Source organism: Roseovarius atlanticus, from assembly GCF_019802205.1.
GTDB lineage: Bacteria > Pseudomonadota > Alphaproteobacteria > Rhodobacterales > Rhodobacteraceae > Roseovarius > Roseovarius atlanticus_A.
Genome location: NZ_JAHVHQ010000003.1, coordinates 684,527 through 700,039 on the forward strand (window position 1 = coordinate 684,527; position 15,513 = coordinate 700,039).

Here is a 15,513-nt window from a genome sequence, read left to right on the forward strand (position 1 = left end):
GCCCGCTGCGAAGAAGAGGGGGGCGCTGCCCGCTGGGGAAAGGAGGGGGGCGCTGCCCCCCACGTCGAAACGGTGTTTCGACGCTCCCCCCGGGATATTTATGGCCAGAGGAAAAGGCATCAGGCGCCCTCGGCCCGCAGGGTGTCGTAGGGGACCATGACGTGGGTCCGGTAGGCGGGGCGCCGGGTGAGGCGGTCGTAATAGGCCTCGACCGTCGGGTTGGCGGCGCGGGGGACGTCGATGGTGAACCAGCGGTAGAGCAGGTGGCCCGCGACGATGTCGGCGGCGGTGAAGTGGTCGCCGCAGATGTAATCGTGGTCGGAGAGTTGCTCGGCGAGGCGCGCGAGGTGTCCGTCGAAGGCGGTTATGGCGGCCTCGAGCGCGGCCTGGTCGCGCTCGGCGGCGGGGGTGCGGACGCGGGGCCAGAAGATGGGATGGGTGAAGCCCGCGGCCAGCGTCGTCTTGGCCCATTCGGCCCACATGTCGACGGGGGCGCGGGCGGCGGGATCGGCGGGCCAGAAGGCGCCGCCGTCACCGTAGCGGGATGCCAGGTAGCGCAGGATGGCGGTGCTTTCCCAGACCACGAGGTCGCCGTCGCGCAGGACCGGGACCTTGCGGTGCGGGTTCATGGCGCCGAATTCAGGCGTGTCGAGGCCGCCATGGGCGTGGCCGTAGTCGAGCCGCTCGCAGTCGAGGCCGAGCTCGGCGAGGGTCCACATGACCAGTTGCACGTTGGAGGAGGTGGCGCGGCCATAGACGGTAAGCATCATTCGCCCCTCGGGTAGCGGGCGTTGTCCTCGACCACGTTGAGGTCCATGTGGTTGCGCATGTAGCGCTCGGAGGCCTTTTGCAGGGGCTGGTAGTCCCACGGGTAGTAGCCGCCCTGGCGCAGCGCCTCGTAGACGACCCAGCGGCGGGCCTGGCTTTCGCGGACCTGGGCGTCGAACGCCTCGAGATCCCAGCGGGCGGCGGCCTCGACGCGGAAGCGCTCCAGTGTGGATTTGTGGGCGGGGTCCTCGGCCAGGTTGGTGAGTTCCAGCGGGTCGGCGTCGAGGTCGAAGAGCTGTTCGGGGTCGAGGGCGCAGTTGGTGTATTTCCAGTGCTCGTGGCGCAGGCAGACCAGCGGCGAATAGGACGCCTCGGCGGCGTATTCCATGGCGACGGGGCTTTTGCGGGTCGCGCCCTGGCCCGAGGGCACGAGGCTTTCTCCGGCGACCCAGGGCATGACCTCGGACATGTCCACCCCGGCGAGGTCGCAGAGCGTGGGGCAGACGTCGATATTGCTGACCGGCTCGGTGACGAGGCCGGGTTTCATATCAGGTGCCGAGATCATCAGGGGCACGCGGGAGGAGCCCTCGAAGAAGGACATCTTGAACCACAGGCCGCGCTCGCCCAGCATGTCGCCGTGGTCGGAGACGAAGAGGATGATGGTGTCGTCTTCCTGGCGGGTGCCGCGCAGGGCCTCCATCACCTCACCGATCTTGTCGTCGAGATAGGAGATGTTGGCGAAATAGGCACGGCGGGAGCGGCGGATGTCCTCTTCGGTGATGGTGAAGCTGCGCCAGTCGTTGGCATCGAAAATGCGCTGCGAATGGGGGTCGTGGTCGCCGTAGTCCATCGCGGGGACTTCGGGCAGCAGGTGTTCGCAGCCCTCGTAGAGGTCCCAGTATTTCTTGCGGGCGACGTAAGGGTCGTGCGGGTGGGTGAAACTGACGGTGAGGCACCACGGGCGGTCGTCCTTGCCGCGCCCGTAGTCGTAGACCTTGCGGGTGGCGTGGTAGGCGACCTCATCGTCGTATTCCATCTGGTTGGAAATCTCGGCCACGCCGGAGCCGGTGACCGAGCCCATGTTGTGATACCACCAGTCGATGCGTTCGCCCGGTTTGCGGTAATCGGGCGTCCAGCCGAAATCGGCGGGGTAGATGTCGGTCGTGAGGCGTTCCTCGAAGCCGTGGAGCTGGTCGGGGCCGACGAAATGCATCTTGCCCGAGAGGCAGGTCTGGTAGCCGGCGCGGCGCAGGTGATGCGCATAGGTGGGGATGTCGGCGGAGAACTCGGCGGCGTTGTCGTAGACGCGGGAGCGCGAGGGCAGGAGGCCGGACATGTAGCTGGCGCGGCCGGGCGCGCAGAGCGGCGAGGCGGTGTAGGCGTTTTGAAAGCGGGTAGACCGTTCGGCCAGCGCCTTGAGGTTGGGCGCGTGGAGCCAGTCGGCGGGGCCGTCGGGGAAGAGCTTTCCGTTCAGCTGGTCGACCATGAAGATGAGGATATTGGGACGTGTCATGTGGGGGCGCCTTCCGGGAGTGAGGTGTCGATGTAGTGCAACAGCACACCGATGGCGGTTTCGCCCGAGAGCGGTGCGCTGTGCAGCGCCTGCCGGATATAAAGGCCGTCGATCATCGCGGCCAGACCGCGTGTGAGGATGCGGGCCTCGTCCGCCGGGGCAAGCCGGCGGAAGGCATGAAAGAGGTTGGAGCGCAGGCGGCGCTGGTAGACATGCAGAAGGCGCCGCGCCGCGTCGGATTTCTGGGCCTGGACGTAGAAGTTGAGCCAGGCGGCGATCATCTCGTCGCGGAACTGGCCGGGCGCGAAGCTGGCGCGGACGATCGCCTCGAGCCGCTGGCGGGGCGTTTTGGCCATGATGAGCGCGCCGCGCACCTCGGCCCCGTAGAGGGTGAGGATATGGCGCATGGCGGCGGCGAAGATCTGTTCCTTGGAGCCGAAATAGTGATGCGCCAGCGCCGAGGACACGCCGGCGCGGCGGGCGATCTGGCTGACGGTCACGTCGAGCGAGCCGCGCGCGCCGATCTCGTGGATCGTGGCCTCGACCAACGCCGAGCGGCGAATCGGTTCCATTCCGATCTTGGGCAATTGGTCCTCCGTGACTGACGACCCCATGCGGTATTGAGTTTTAATTGACTCGTCAATCAATAAACGTATTGTTTGCGTCAACAGGGGATGGGGACCGAGGATGAGACGTTGGGAGCTTTCGCGTTGCACGTGGCCGCACGTGGCGTCTAAGGTCGACGTAATGTCGTTTCGGGGCCATGCGGGGGGACCGCAGCGCAGCCCCGAGGACGGTGCCGCCAGCGCGAGACCGCGCGGCCCGGGACATACGCGCGTCATGCGCAGGACTTACTGCAGTATCGTGTCAACAAGGGAGAACATGACATGTCATTGATCAAGGGCGGACTTCTGGACCGCCGCGGATTCCTGAAAACCACTGTCGCGGCGGGTGTCGCGGCGAGCCTGCCGGGGGCGTCCTTTGCCCAGAGCACGCCGAAGCGCGGCGGCGACCTGCGCGTCGCGAAAGGCCACGGCCAGACGACGGACACGCTGGACCCGGGCCAGTGGGAGAACGGCTATATGCTGGCGCTGGGCTTCGGCATTCACGGGCGTCTGACCGAGGTGGCCACCGACGGGTCGCTGGTGCCGGAACTGGCCGAAAGCTGGGAAGCGTCCGAGGATGCCAGCGAATGGCGCTTCAAGATCCGCCAGGGCGTGACGTTCCATGACGGCAAGCCGGTGACCGTCGAGGACGTGGTGGCGTCGATCAATCACCACCGGGGCGAGGATTCGACCTCCGCCGCGGGGCCGATCGTGGCGCCGATCACCGACGTCAAGGCCGAGGGCGAGGACACGGTGGTGTTCACGCTGGATGGCGGCAATGCCGACTTTCCGTTCATTCTGTCGGACTATCACCTGGTGGTCTGCCCCGCGACGGAGGACGGCATCGACTGGCAGTCGGGCAATGGCTGCGGCAGCTATGTCCTGAAGAACTTCAATGCCGGGGTCAGCAGCCAGTTCGAGCGCAACCCGAACCACTGGCGCGACGACGTGGCGTGGTTCGACACGGTCGAGATGCTGTGCGTGGTGGACCAGAACGCGCGCACGACCGCGCTGGTGTCGGGCGACGTGCAGGCGATCGACCGGGTCGACCTGAAGGCCGCGAACCTGCTGGGCCGCAACCCCGGTGTGACCATCGAATCGGTGGCGGGGACGCAGCACTATACCTTCGCGATGTCGACGAATACCGATCCCTATACCGACAACAACATCCGGCAGGCCCTGAAATGGGGCATCAACCGCGAGGAAATGGTCGAGAAGATCCTGTTCGGCTACGGCACGGTCGGCAACGACCATCCGATCGGCGAGGGGCAGCGCTTCTACAACTCCGAGCTGGAGCAGAAGACCTATGATCCCGACAAGGCGAAATTCCACCTGAAGGAAGCCGGGATGGACAGCATCGACATCAACCTGTCGGCGTCGGATGCGGCGTTCGGCGGCGCGGTGGATGCGGCGATCCTCTACCAGGCGTCGGCCAAGGAGGCGGGCATCAACATCAACGTGGTGCGCGAGCCGAAGGATGGCTACTGGTCGGACGTGTGGATGAAGAAGCCCTTCACCGCCGTCTACTGGGGCGGTCGTCCGGTCGAGGACCAGATGTTCGCCACCGCCTACCAGTGCGGGGCGGCATGGAACGACAGCTTCTGGTGCAATGACCGCTTCGAGGAGCTGTTGGTCAAGGCCCGCGCCGAGCTGGACGAGGACAAGCGCCGGGAGATGTATTACGAGATGCAGGACCTGGTGGCCAACCAGGGCGGCGTCGTGATCCCGATGTTCGCCAACTACGTCTTCGCGGTGGGCGAGAAGGTTGCCCATGGCGAGATGGCGTCGAACTGGGAGATGGACGGCGAGCGCTGGATGGAGCGCTGGTGGATGGCCTGATTTCCGGGTTTATTCGTGAGACTTGGAGGACCCCCGGTTTGGCCGGGGGTTTTTCTTTTGTTCGGGGGGAGGTGGAGGTGGGTTGGAAACCCACCCTACGGGGCCGCGCGATTGCCAGACCGCGGGGTGGCGACCTGACGCGTGTTCAGGGCACTTTATGGCAACCACAGCCGCGAGACTTCCAATCGAAGCGCTCACGCCAGCCAATCCCAGCCCGTCGCACCAGAGGTGCGCCGTTGATAGTCGGCACGCCTGCGGCGTGACGGGCGGTCCCCCTTTCGGCGATTGCAGGCAATCGCCTTTCGGTCAGCGGGCGCTCGCGCGGCGATGTCGGACGTCATCCTCGGGCTTGACCCGGGGATCTCTGCGACCAGGAGATCCCGGATCAAGTCCGGGATGACGTGGCGCAAGGACGTCGCGCCTCACCCCACCTTGTAGGGCAGGACGCCGCGTTCGTCGGGCGTGACTTGCAACCGGCGTTCCAGCGGCGGGACCGAGCGCTGGTGGCACTGGGTGCGCTCGCAGATGCGGCAGGAGATGCCGATGGGCTCGAAGGCCTGCGAGAGCGTCAGGTCGAGGTCGTCGGCATAGACCAGGGCGTCGGCGTGCTTCACCTCGCAGCCGAGCGCGATGGCGAAGCGGCGGACGGGCGCGCCGAAATGCCCGCCGCGTTTGGAGACGTCGCGGGCCAGCGAGATGTAGCGCACGCCGTCGGGAGTTTCGGCCAGCTGGCGCAGGAAGCGGCCCGGTGTCTCGAACGCGCGGTGGACGTTCCAGAGGGGACACGCCCCGCCGAAGCGGGCGAATTGCAGGCGGGTGGCGGAGTGGCGCTTGGTGATCGTGCCGGCCTGGTCGACGCGGACGAAGAAGAAGGGCACGCCCTTGGCGCCGGGGCGTTGCAGGGTCGAGAGCCGGTGGCAGACCTGCTCGATGGAGGCACCGAAGCGGGTGGCGAGGCGTTCGAGGTCGTGGCGATGCTCCTGCGCCGCCTGCAGGAAGGCGGTGTAGGGCATGAGCGCCGCCCCGGCGAAGTAGTTCGCCAGCCCGATCTTGGCGATGTCGCGCGCCGCCGGGGACTGGAACCGGGCGAGGTCGAGCGTGGCCTCGATCAGCTTTTCCTGTGTCAGCAGGGCCACTTGCAGGAGGAGCTGAAAGCGGCGCGTCTCGGGTTCGGCGTGGTTCGAGAGATAGAGGATTCGCGCGTCGCGGTCGTAGTGGCGCAGGCGCGCGTCGTCGCTGTCCACCACCTTGATGCCGAGCGCGTCGAGCCGGGCCTCGGCCAGGTCGGTGATGCGGCGGGGGCCGGAGGCGGGGCCGGCGAAATGTTCGGCGGCGCGGTCGACGGCGTCGATGTAGTTGTCGCAATAATGGAAGAAGTCGCGCACCTCGTCCCAGGGGGAGGCCTGGGGGCGGGCGTCCTCTCGGCCCAAAGCCTCGTCCAGCGAGGCGAGGCGTTCGTGGGTGTCGCGGTAGGCGCGGTGCAGTTCGAGAAAGGCGCGGGCCATGGCGGGGGCGTTGGAGGCGGTCAGGCGCAGGTCGCTGAGGCCGGGGATGTCGTCGGCGAAGACGGCGTCGGCCAGCGCCTCGCGCATGTCGGTCACCAGGCGTTCGGCGTCGCCTGTGGCCAGTTCGGTGACGTCGAAGCCGAATTCCTGTGCCAGGGCGAGGATGACCGTGGTGGAGACGGGCCGGTTGTTGTTCTCCATCTGGTTCAGGTAGGGCAGGGAGACGCCGAGCTTGGCGGCGAAATCCTTTTGCGTCAGGGCGAGGCGCTGGCGGGTTTCGCGCAGCTTGGCGCCGGCATAGAGTTTCTGGGTGGCCATGGGCGGCTCGCTTTGCAGGTTTGCGTAGGCGCAGGTTTAGATTTGCAAAGCGGTGTGCGCAAGCACGGTGTTCACATCGAGGGCACGCCGACCTGACGTTCGCGCAGGATGACCAGTGAAATGGCGAGAATGCCGCCGAGGGCCGTCAGCAGCATAAGCCACACCAGCGGGAAGGCCCCGGTACCGGGGCCGAGCAGGGCACCGGCCAGCGCCGACAGGCCCGCACCGCCGCCGATCATCAGGAAGCCCGCGAGGCCGCTGGCGGTGCCGGCGAGGCTGGGGCGCACGGACAGTGCGCCGGCGGTGGCGTTGGGAATGGTCATGCCGTTGCCCAGGCCCATCAGCGTCATCAGGCCGAAGAACGTGTAGGGCGTGCTGACCCCGGCATAGAGCGTGGCGAGGTTGACGGCGTGGCCGATGGCGTTGGCCACCGAGCCGTAGAACACCATTCGGTTGATGCCGATCCGGGTGGAGAAGCGGCCCGACAGGAAATTGCCGGTGAAATAGCCCACGGCGGGCGCGCCGAAGAAGAGGCCAAGCTGGGACGGGGTGAGCCCGAAGACCCGTGTGCCCACGAAGGGCGCGCCGCCGAGATAGGCGAAGAACGCCCCCGAGGAGAGCGCGGCGGCCAGCGCATAACCCCAGAAGCGGTAGGAGGTGAAAAGCTCGGGGTACTCGGCGAACTGGTCGCCGAAGGTGCGGCCTTCAAGCGGGGCGGTCTCCCCAAGGTCGGTCCAGACCAGCCAGAGCACGGCCGCGCCCATGGCGAAGAGCGCCCAGAAACTGCCGTGCCAGCCGAAGGCGGCGTCGAGCATCCCGCCGATGGCCGGGCCGATCATCGGCACGACGGACATGCCCATGGTGACGTAGCCGATCATCGAGGCGGCCCGGTCGGCGGGCACCATGTCTCGCACCACGGCGCGCGACAGGACCATCGCGGCGACGATGCCGCCCTGGAACATGCGGAAGATCAGGAAGACCCAGATATTCGTGGACATCAGGCAGCCCAGGGTGGCCAGCAGGAAGATCACCAGCCCGCCGAGGATGACCGGGCGGCGCCCGACCCGGTCGGAGATCGGGCCGATCAGCAGTTGCAGGATGGCGTTGATGCCGAGATAGCCCGCCACGGCGAGCTGCATCACGCCGTAGTCCGTCTCGAAATAGGCGGTCATGCCGGGCAGGGACGGCAGGAAGATGTTGAGCGCCAGTGTCGAGATCCCGGCCAGCACGATCAGGGTGAAGATGTGCGGCGGAGTCGTGCGGTCGAGGAAGCGGACGGTGGGCATGGCAAAGGCGCTATCCCGGAGTGCGGGGGATGTCCAGATGGGGCGGAGTCCGCCGGGTGATTTACGGGAACGGGCGGCCGGGGCCGGCACGTTTGCGCTGGATCTCCGAAGCCCGGCTGAAAGGCGGGCGCGGTGCGGAGCCTTGAAAAACGCGCGTCGCCGGAGCAGCATGTCCCCAAGGGTATTTGATCGGGGCAGGTATTTCATGTTCCCAAGATATTTCGGGACGGATGCGCAGAGGCGCATGCAAGAGGTGGCCTTTCAGCTTTCTTTCTTGCTGAAGGACGATCCTGACTTCGGCACCGAAGGCCGTATGTGGGGGATCGACGCGCCCGAGTTTGGCGAGACCCGCAAGGTGGCCGCGCTGGCCTGGCTGCAGGGGGCCACGGTCAACCACTATGTTCCGAAATCCCGCGAAGCGCGATATGCCGAGGACTATGCGCGCCTGGGTCTGGCGAATGACAGATGGGACCAGTTCATGGGAGGGCATGACTGTTTGTCCCGTTGCGCGGACTTCCTTGAGGGATTCGCCGTGCCGGAGCAGTACCGTTTGCACCGGATCGGACCGGAGACGCCGGCGTCCATTCTCGACGCGCTTGAGCAGACCGCATCGGCCTGTGGTGTGTTGCCACCCATGACGCCCGTTCTGTTCGGGCAGTTGCGCAAGGCGGCTTATTTCTGCCTCGAAGCCCCCGACGGAGGTGTTGCGGCCTGCGCGGGGGCCTGCATGCGCAATCATTCCGACAGCCGCTTTGGACAGGCCGCGTGGTGGGGCATGCTTGCGACGCGCGCAGAAGACCGCGGCCAGGGCCTGTCGCTTTACCTGGGGGCGATGGCGGCGTGCAGCATGCACGCGCAATTCGGTGTCGGGGAATTCTATACCGGGGTGCGGTCCGACAACGTGGTGTCACGGCACGTCTGCCAGAAACTGGGCGTGTATGACAGTGACTATGCCTGTCTTGCCATTCTCGATCCGGCGGCATTCGGCGAGGGCGGCTATACCAAGTGATCGGCGTGCCGTGCGAGCGACAGGGGCCGTGCATCGCGACGGGAGGGATGCCCGGCAGGGTGCTGGCGGAGCGGGCGGTTTGCAGTTTTGCAAGTTAGCAGGCAGCGCTTCGCGGGATTTGGCAAATTTGCGGAAATCCTCTTGGATGGGGTGCGCGCAGCCGGTAGGGTCGCGCCAGCAAATCAAGGGGGCCTCGATGAAAGATATCCTTCAGGAACTGGACACGCGCCGCGGCAACGCGCGGCTGGGCGGCGGACAGAAGCGGATCGACGCGCAGCACGAGAAAGGCAAGCTGACCGCGCGGGAGCGGATCGACCTCTTGCTGGACGAGGACAGTTTCGAAGAGTTCGACATGTTCGTGGCCCATCGCTGTACCGATTTCGGGATGGAAAAGAACCGGCCCTATGGCGATGGCGTGGTGACCGGCTGGGGCACCATCAACGGTCGGCAGGTCTATGTCTTCAGCCAGGATTTCACCGTGCTGGGCGGGTCGGTGTCGCATACCCACGCGATGAAGATCTGCAAGATCATGGACATGGCGATGCAGAACGGCGCGCCGGTGATCGGCATCAACGACAGTGGCGGCGCGCGGATCCAGGAAGGCGTGGACTCGCTGGCGGGGTATGGCGAGGTCTTTCAGCGCAATATCGAGGCGTCGGGCGTGGTGCCGCAGATCAGCGTCATCACCGGGCCCTGCGCAGGTGGCGCGGTCTATTCGCCGGCGATGACCGACTTCATCTTCATGGTGCGCGACAGCTCCTACATGTTCGTGACCGGCCCCGACGTGGTGAAGACCGTGACCAACGAGCAGGTGACGGCGGAGGAGCTGGGCGGGGCGTCGACCCACACGAAAAAGTCCTCGGTCGCCGATGCGGCCTTCGAGAACGACGTGGAGGCGATGGCCGAGGTGCGGCGGCTGGTGGATTTCCTTCCCTTAAACAACCGCGAGCCGGTGCCGGTGCGTCCGTTCTTCGACGACCCGGATCGCGCCGAGACGAGCCTGGATACGCTGATCCCGGACAACCCCAACATGCCCTACGACATGAAGGAGTTGATCGTGAAGGTCGCCGACGAGGGCGATTTCTACGAGATCCAGGAGGATTTCGCCAAGAACATGGTCACGGGGTTCATTCGCCTCGAGGGCCGCACGGTGGGCGTGGTGGCGAACCAGCCGATGGTGCTGGCCGGGTGCCTGGACATCGACTCGTCGCGCAAGGCGGCAAGGTTCGTGCGGTTCTGCGACTGTTTCGAGATCCCGATCCTGACCTTCGTCGACGTGCCCGGGTTCCTGCCCGGCACCAGCCAGGAGCATAATGGCGTCATCAAGCACGGCGCGAAGCTGCTCTTTGCCTATGGCGAGGCGACGGTGCCGAAGGTGACGGTGATCACGCGCAAGGCCTATGGCGGGGCGTATGTGGTGATGAGTTCCAAGCATCTGCGGGGAGACATCAACTATGCCTGGCCCACGTCCGAGATCGCGGTGATGGGCGCCAAGGGCGCGACCGAGATCATCCACCGGGGCGACCTGGGCGATGACGAGAAGATCGCCAAGCACACGGCGGATTACGAGGAGCGGTTCGCCAACCCCTTCGTGGCGGCCGAACGCGGGTTCATCGACGAGGTGATCCAGCCGCGCAGCACGCGCAAGCGGGTGAGCCGGGCCTTTGCGGCGCTGCGCAACAAGAAGCGCAAGCTGCCGTGGAAGAAGCACGACAATATTCCGTTGTAGGGCGGGATTTATCCCGCCACGGGCGGCGGGGTGAACCCCGCCCTACGAGATTGGTCGAAGGTGCGAATTGAGATGAGCCGGGGCTTTCATATCCTGCGCGAAAAAGGCGCGGTGACCGTGGCGCGGCGGGTGCCGGTGCGGTTCGACGTGAGCGCCGAGGCGCGCTTTGGCCCGCTGCGCAAGCTGGCGCTGGCGCAGCAGGTGCGGCAGGACCTGTGGCGCGCCTTGAAAAACGTGCGGGGCTTTGCGCCGGTCGTCAGGGTCGTGGAGGCCGGGGATGGCGTCACCGTGACCGCGGGCGGGCAGGTCGAGGGGCGGCATGACCGCGCCCGGCTGGAGGATGCCGTCGCGGGGCTCCTGGCCGATCCGCGCCATGTCGCGCGCTGGACGAGGTGGGCGCGATGAAGGGGGTGTTGGCAGGGACGCTGGCCGCGCTGATGGCGCTGGCCGCCCCAGAGCAGGGCGAGGCGCAAGAGGAGGAGCGTCTTGTCCTGCCATCGGGGCTGGAGGCGGAATTGCAGGAGACGATCACCGGCGAGGCGGCGATGGGCATGACGGTGCGGTTCCGCTTCGTGGCGGAGGATTTCACCGGCACCGAGGATTTCGAGGTGCAGACCGCGGACCTGGAATTCCTGTGCAACGACTATGCCCTGCCACGCCTGGCGCCGGGGGAAGGCCCGCCCGACAGGGTGGTGATCTCGGTGGCCGACAGGCCGTCGGAATTCGGCCGGTTCGACCCCGATGTGACGCAGATTTTCGAGAGTTTCTCGGTCAAGGACGCAACCTGTATCTTGGAGCTGTTCTGATGAATACACAACATGTTGCGGATCAAAGCGCAGCCCCGCGCGGGTTTGAGGCTTTCCAGACACAGGCAGGCGGGATCGCGCCGGGCAGATATGAAACGTTGACGGATTCCGCTATTGTCACACTTGGTTACATATCCGTGACCCATTCCTCGAACGAGGGGCAGATGGGGCGTTTGGCGCGCCATGTGCTGGAGTACAGAGACAGGAGACAAACATGTCGAACAGCATCAAGAGCATCCTCGCGGTTGGTCTGGTTGCCATCGTGGCAGCCTGCGGTCAGCAGCAGCAAGAAGAAGAATTCGTCGTGGTCGATCCGGAGCCGATCTCGACCGAGCCGACCTACACCGGCAAGCTCAAGTAAGCACCCGAACGCACGACAGGGGCAGGCCCTCGGGCCTGTCCTGATCCCCCCTGTCCTGATCGGCCCTGTTCTGATCCAAGGCGAGACCCGGCGGTCCCTGCGCGGTTGCGGAGGCGGGTCATGATCAAGCACCGCGGCTTTCCGGGGCGTCTGCCCGGCAGCGATTTCCAGTTCACCATTCGCCGCGCCAACCCCAAGGGCGCCACCGCCATCGTGCGGCGCGAGCGCTATCGCGACCGGCGTCCGGCCGACAAGCGCGCCGACACCGCCTTTGTCCGCGCCCTGTGGGAGGCGTTCGGCGATCAGCCCTTCGAGCGGGGCAACCTGGATGTCGGGCGGCTGAGCTGGCTTTACGGCCGCGAAGTGCTGCCGGCCGAGGACCCGTTCGATTCGGAAAGCTACGAAGCGCTGCTGGTGCTGGACGTGGCGGCGGCAAGGCGCGCCTTTCCGGATGCGTTCGAGGAGGGAGGGCCGGCATGATTGGCGCAGCTCCGGTCCTTTATTTGGGCACGTTTTTGCCGACGACCCGCGGATTCACGCGAATTGCAGCCGATCATCTGGAGGATGAGACTTGGGGGTTGGCGCAATGTCAGATTGCGTGCACGGTCACTCTCGTAGTGGCGGCCTTCCCCCAATGGGCCGAGACATACCGTCTAAACCGTTACCCTTCCCCTGATGGGCGGCCTTATGCATTGTTGCAGAGGCCGCCCTTTTTTACGCGCGAGTCAAAGTCTTACGCGGATAGGCAAGGTTGCGCCCAAATCGCCCGGCGCCTGAACACGGGCTTTGATTCCGCCGCGCACTTGGCATTGAGTGAGCGCAATTCAAATCAAGAAGCGCGAGGCGACATCCGATGCAGTTCCGTAGATCCCTTCCTTTCTTCCTGTGCCTTCCGGTTTTCCTGGCGGCCTGCGGCGACACCGTGCCGGAACAGGCGCTGTTCGGCGGGGCCGCGGGCACCGGCGCGGCGGCCGTCGTGGGAGGATCGCTGCTTACCGGGGCGGCGGTGGGGGCCGCGGGCAACGTGGCGTTCTGCCAGGTCTACCCGGAAAAATGCCTGTAGCCTGAATTTCGCGCCCGTCACCGGGCGGTTCAACCTGTATGAGACCATCCTCCGCGAGAGCGGAGCGGTGGTCTTTTGCGTTTTATCCCTGACCGGCGGCTGCGCCGGTGCGGGCAAGTAAAAAGGGGACACGAGATGTTCAAGAAAATCCTGATCGCCAACCGGGGCGAGATCGCCTGCCGGGTCATCAAGACGGCGCGCAAGATGGGGATCGAGACGGTGGCCATCTATTCGGACGCCGACCGCAACGCGCTGCATGTGGAAATGGCCGACGAGGCGGTGCATATCGGCCCGCCGCCCGCGTCGGAAAGCTATATCGTCATCGACAAGGTGATGGAGGCGATCCGCCAAACCGGCGCCGAGGCGGTGCATCCCGGATATGGGTTCCTGTCGGAGAACCCCAAGTTCGCCGAGGCGCTGGAGGCCGCGGGCGTGGCCTTTATCGGGCCGCCCAAGAAGGCCATCGAGGCGATGGGCGACAAGATTACCAGCAAGAAGATCGCCGCCGAGGCGGATGTGAACACCGTACCGGGTCATATGGGCCTGATCGAGGATGCCGAGGAGGCGCTGAAGATCTCGGAAGAGATCGGGTTTCCGGTGATGCTGAAGGCCAGCGCGGGCGGCGGCGGCAAGGGGATGCGGATCGCGTGGAACGCGGAAGAAGTGCGCGAGGGCTTCCAGGCGTCGAAGAACGAGGCCGCCAGCAGCTTTGGCGATGACCGGATGTTCATCGAGAAGTTCGTGACGCAACCGCGCCATATCGAGATCCAGGTGCTGTGCGACAGCCACGGCAACGGGGTCTACCTGGGCGAGCGGGAATGCTCGATCCAGCGGCGGAACCAGAAGGTGATCGAGGAGGCGCCGAGCCCGTTCCTGGACGCCGAAACCCGCAAGGCGATGGGCGAGCAGGCCCTGGCACTGGCCCATGCGGTGGGCTATTCCAGCGCGGGCACGGTGGAGTTCATCGTGGATGGCGACAAGAACTTCTATTTCCTCGAGATGAACACGCGCCTGCAGGTCGAGCATCCGGTGACCGAGCTGATCACCGGCGTGGACCTTGTGGAGCAGATGATCCGCGTGGCGGCGGGCGAAAAGCTGTCGCTGAGCCAGGACGATGTGACCCTGACGGGCTGGGCGATGGAAAGCCGGCTTTATGCGGAAGATCCCTATCGCAACTTCCTGCCCTCCATTGGCCGGCTGGTGCGCTATCGCCCGCCGGTGGAAGTGGCGGCCGGCCCCTTGCTGGACAAGGGCAAGTGGCAGGACGAGGCCGAGGCCGGCGAGACGGCGGTGCGCAACGATACCGGCGTCTACGAGGGCGGCGAGATTTCGATGTATTACGACCCGATGATCGCGAAGCTCTGCACCTGGGCGCCCGACCGGGGCGCGGCCATCGAGGCGATGCGCGTGGCGCTGGACAGCTTCGAGCTGGAAGGGATCGGGCATAACCTGCCGTTCCTGAGCGCGGTGATGGATCACCCCAAGTTCGTATCGGGCGACATGACCACGGCCTTCATCGCCGAGGAGTATCCCGACGGGTTTGAGGGCGTGGAGCTGGAAGAGGCGGCGCTGCGGCGGATCGCGGCCGGTTGCGCGGCGATGCACCGGGTGGCGGAAATCCGGCGCACGCGGGTGTCGGGCCGGATGGACAACCACGAGCGCCGCGTGGGCGAGGACTGGGTCGTCAGCCTGCAAGGCATCAATTTCGAGGTCAGTGTTGCCGCCGATCGCGGTGGCGCGACCGTGACCTTCGAGGATGGCGCCACGCACCGGGTGTCGAGCGACTGGACGCCGGGCGACGCGCTGGCGGTGCTGGACGTGGATGGCGAGACGGTGGTGCTGAAGGTCGGCAAGGTGTCGGGCGGGTTCCGCATCCGCAACCGGGGCGCGGACCTGAAGGTGCATGTGCGCACGCCGCGCCAGGCGGAACTGGCGCTGTTAATGCCCGAGAAACTTGCCGCTGATACATCGAAGATGCTGCTCTGCCCGATGCCGGGCCTGATCGTCAGCGTGAACGTAGAGGAGGGCGACGAGGTGCAGGAAGGCCAGGCGCTCTGCACCGTCGAGGCGATGAAGATGGAGAACATCCTGCGGGCCGAGAAGAAGGCCGTGGTGACGAAGATCAACGCCGGACCGGGCGACAGCCTGGCGGTGGATGACGTGATCATGGAGTTCGAATGACGCGGTGACCCTGCGCGGCGCTCATATCCTGCCGGCGGCGATGGCCGGTGCGGTCCTGCTGGGGGCCTGCGCGCGCGATGACGAGGCGTCGATGCGGGCGCGGCTGGCGCCGTGGTTCAGCCTGGGGGAAACGCTGGCGTTTTCGTCCAGGGCGCGCTGTGCCGCGGCGGCGTTCCGGCTGGTGAGCGCCGATATCGGCGCCGCGGTGCCGGTGGAGCGCAACGTGCCCGACATGCTGCGCGCGTTGCCCAACCGGGGCGTGGCGGCGCTGGACGACCCGGATTTGACGCCGGATGCGGCGATGGTGGACGCGGTCAACACGCAGCGGACCCTTGGCATGGGGATGCGCCGCGCCGGGCTGGAGGCGCGACCCTGCATGGACGGCAAGGTGGGGGTGGAATTCCGCCGCCTGCTGATGCGCCCTGAAACGGTACTGGCCTATGAGACCACCGACGGCACGCTGATGCTGATGGACCGCGCGAACCGGGTTCTGGTGGTCGCGGCGGGAGAGCGGGCATGAACGGTGCGCG

15 protein-coding genes are annotated in these 15,513 nt (G+C 66.1%); 10 read left to right on the top strand and 5 right to left on the bottom strand.

Features of this window, described 5'->3' with window-relative positions; genetic code table 11:
* Positions 1-119: 119 nt before the first annotated feature.
* From KUV49_RS09180 to betI, 3 genes are read right to left on the bottom strand one after another with little or no spacing between them, the layout of a single operon-like run.
* A complete protein-coding gene (locus tag KUV49_RS09180) occupies positions 120-767 on the bottom strand; it encodes a glutathione S-transferase family protein (RefSeq protein WP_222449678.1) in 648 nt (215 codons plus the stop codon).
* Entirely contained in the window at positions 767-2,281 is a 1,515-nt protein-coding gene (gene betC, locus KUV49_RS09185; protein WP_222449679.1) for a choline-sulfatase, read from the bottom strand. The genes KUV49_RS09180 and betC overlap by 1 nt, the downstream gene beginning before the upstream one ends.
* Positions 2,278-2,868, bottom strand: coding sequence for a transcriptional regulator BetI (gene betI / locus KUV49_RS09190; protein WP_222449680.1), 591 nt, complete (start codon positions 2,866-2,868; stop codon positions 2,278-2,280). The genes betC and betI overlap by 4 nt, the downstream gene beginning before the upstream one ends.
* A gap of 300 nt (positions 2,869-3,168) precedes the next feature.
* Here betI and KUV49_RS09195 point away from each other — a divergent pair, with 300 nt between their 5' ends.
* Positions 3,169-4,725, top strand: coding sequence for an ABC transporter substrate-binding protein (locus tag KUV49_RS09195; protein ID WP_222449681.1), 1,557 nt, complete (start codon positions 3,169-3,171; stop codon positions 4,723-4,725).
* A 422-nt stretch (positions 4,726-5,147) separates the two neighbouring features.
* Here the strand turns inward: KUV49_RS09195 and KUV49_RS09200 are convergent, their stop codons facing one another.
* Together KUV49_RS09200 and KUV49_RS09205 are read right to left on the bottom strand one after the other, a co-directional pair.
* Positions 5,148-6,548 (bottom strand): short-chain fatty acyl-CoA regulator family protein, encoded by a 1,401-nt coding sequence (locus KUV49_RS09200; RefSeq protein WP_222449682.1) that lies wholly within the window; start codon positions 6,546-6,548, stop codon positions 5,148-5,150.
* A 71-nt stretch (positions 6,549-6,619) separates the two neighbouring features.
* Positions 6,620-7,834, bottom strand: coding sequence for a multidrug effflux MFS transporter (locus KUV49_RS09205; RefSeq protein WP_222449683.1), 1,215 nt, complete (start codon positions 7,832-7,834; stop codon positions 6,620-6,622).
* Positions 7,835-8,039: 205 nt separating this feature from the next.
* Between KUV49_RS09205 and KUV49_RS09210 the strand changes: the two genes are divergently transcribed.
* From KUV49_RS09210 to KUV49_RS09250, 9 genes are all read left to right on the top strand, one after another.
* Complete coding sequence (locus tag KUV49_RS09210; protein WP_222545602.1) at positions 8,040-8,843, top strand: hypothetical protein; 804 nt, start codon at positions 8,040-8,042, stop codon at positions 8,841-8,843.
* A gap of 196 nt (positions 8,844-9,039) precedes the next feature.
* Complete coding sequence (locus KUV49_RS09215; RefSeq protein ID WP_152491917.1) at positions 9,040-10,572, top strand: acyl-CoA carboxylase subunit beta; 1,533 nt, start codon at positions 9,040-9,042, stop codon at positions 10,570-10,572.
* Positions 10,573-10,644: 72 nt separating this feature from the next.
* Positions 10,645-10,977, top strand: coding sequence for a hypothetical protein (locus KUV49_RS09220; RefSeq protein ID WP_222449685.1), 333 nt, complete (start codon positions 10,645-10,647; stop codon positions 10,975-10,977).
* A complete protein-coding gene (locus tag KUV49_RS09225) occupies positions 10,974-11,378 on the top strand; it encodes a DUF6497 family protein (protein WP_222449686.1) in 405 nt (134 codons plus the stop codon). Before KUV49_RS09220 ends, KUV49_RS09225 begins: the two co-directional genes overlap by 4 nt.
* 214 nt (positions 11,379-11,592) lie before the next feature.
* Complete coding sequence (locus KUV49_RS09230) at positions 11,593-11,739, top strand: hypothetical protein (RefSeq protein WP_222449687.1); 147 nt, start codon at positions 11,593-11,595, stop codon at positions 11,737-11,739.
* A gap of 120 nt (positions 11,740-11,859) precedes the next feature.
* Positions 11,860-12,219 (top strand): hypothetical protein, encoded by a 360-nt coding sequence (locus tag KUV49_RS09235; protein ID WP_222449688.1) that lies wholly within the window; start codon positions 11,860-11,862, stop codon positions 12,217-12,219.
* Between the two features lie 373 nt (positions 12,220-12,592).
* A complete protein-coding gene (locus KUV49_RS09240; protein WP_222449689.1) occupies positions 12,593-12,802 on the top strand; it encodes a hypothetical protein in 210 nt (69 codons plus the stop codon).
* Positions 12,803-12,937: 135 nt separating this feature from the next.
* Positions 12,938-14,983, top strand: coding sequence for an acetyl/propionyl/methylcrotonyl-CoA carboxylase subunit alpha (locus KUV49_RS09245; protein WP_222449690.1), 2,046 nt, complete (start codon positions 12,938-12,940; stop codon positions 14,981-14,983).
* 4 nt (positions 14,984-14,987) lie between these two features.
* Complete coding sequence (locus KUV49_RS09250) at positions 14,988-15,503, top strand: hypothetical protein (RefSeq protein WP_222449691.1); 516 nt, start codon at positions 14,988-14,990, stop codon at positions 15,501-15,503.
* Positions 15,504-15,513 lie beyond the last annotated feature (10 nt).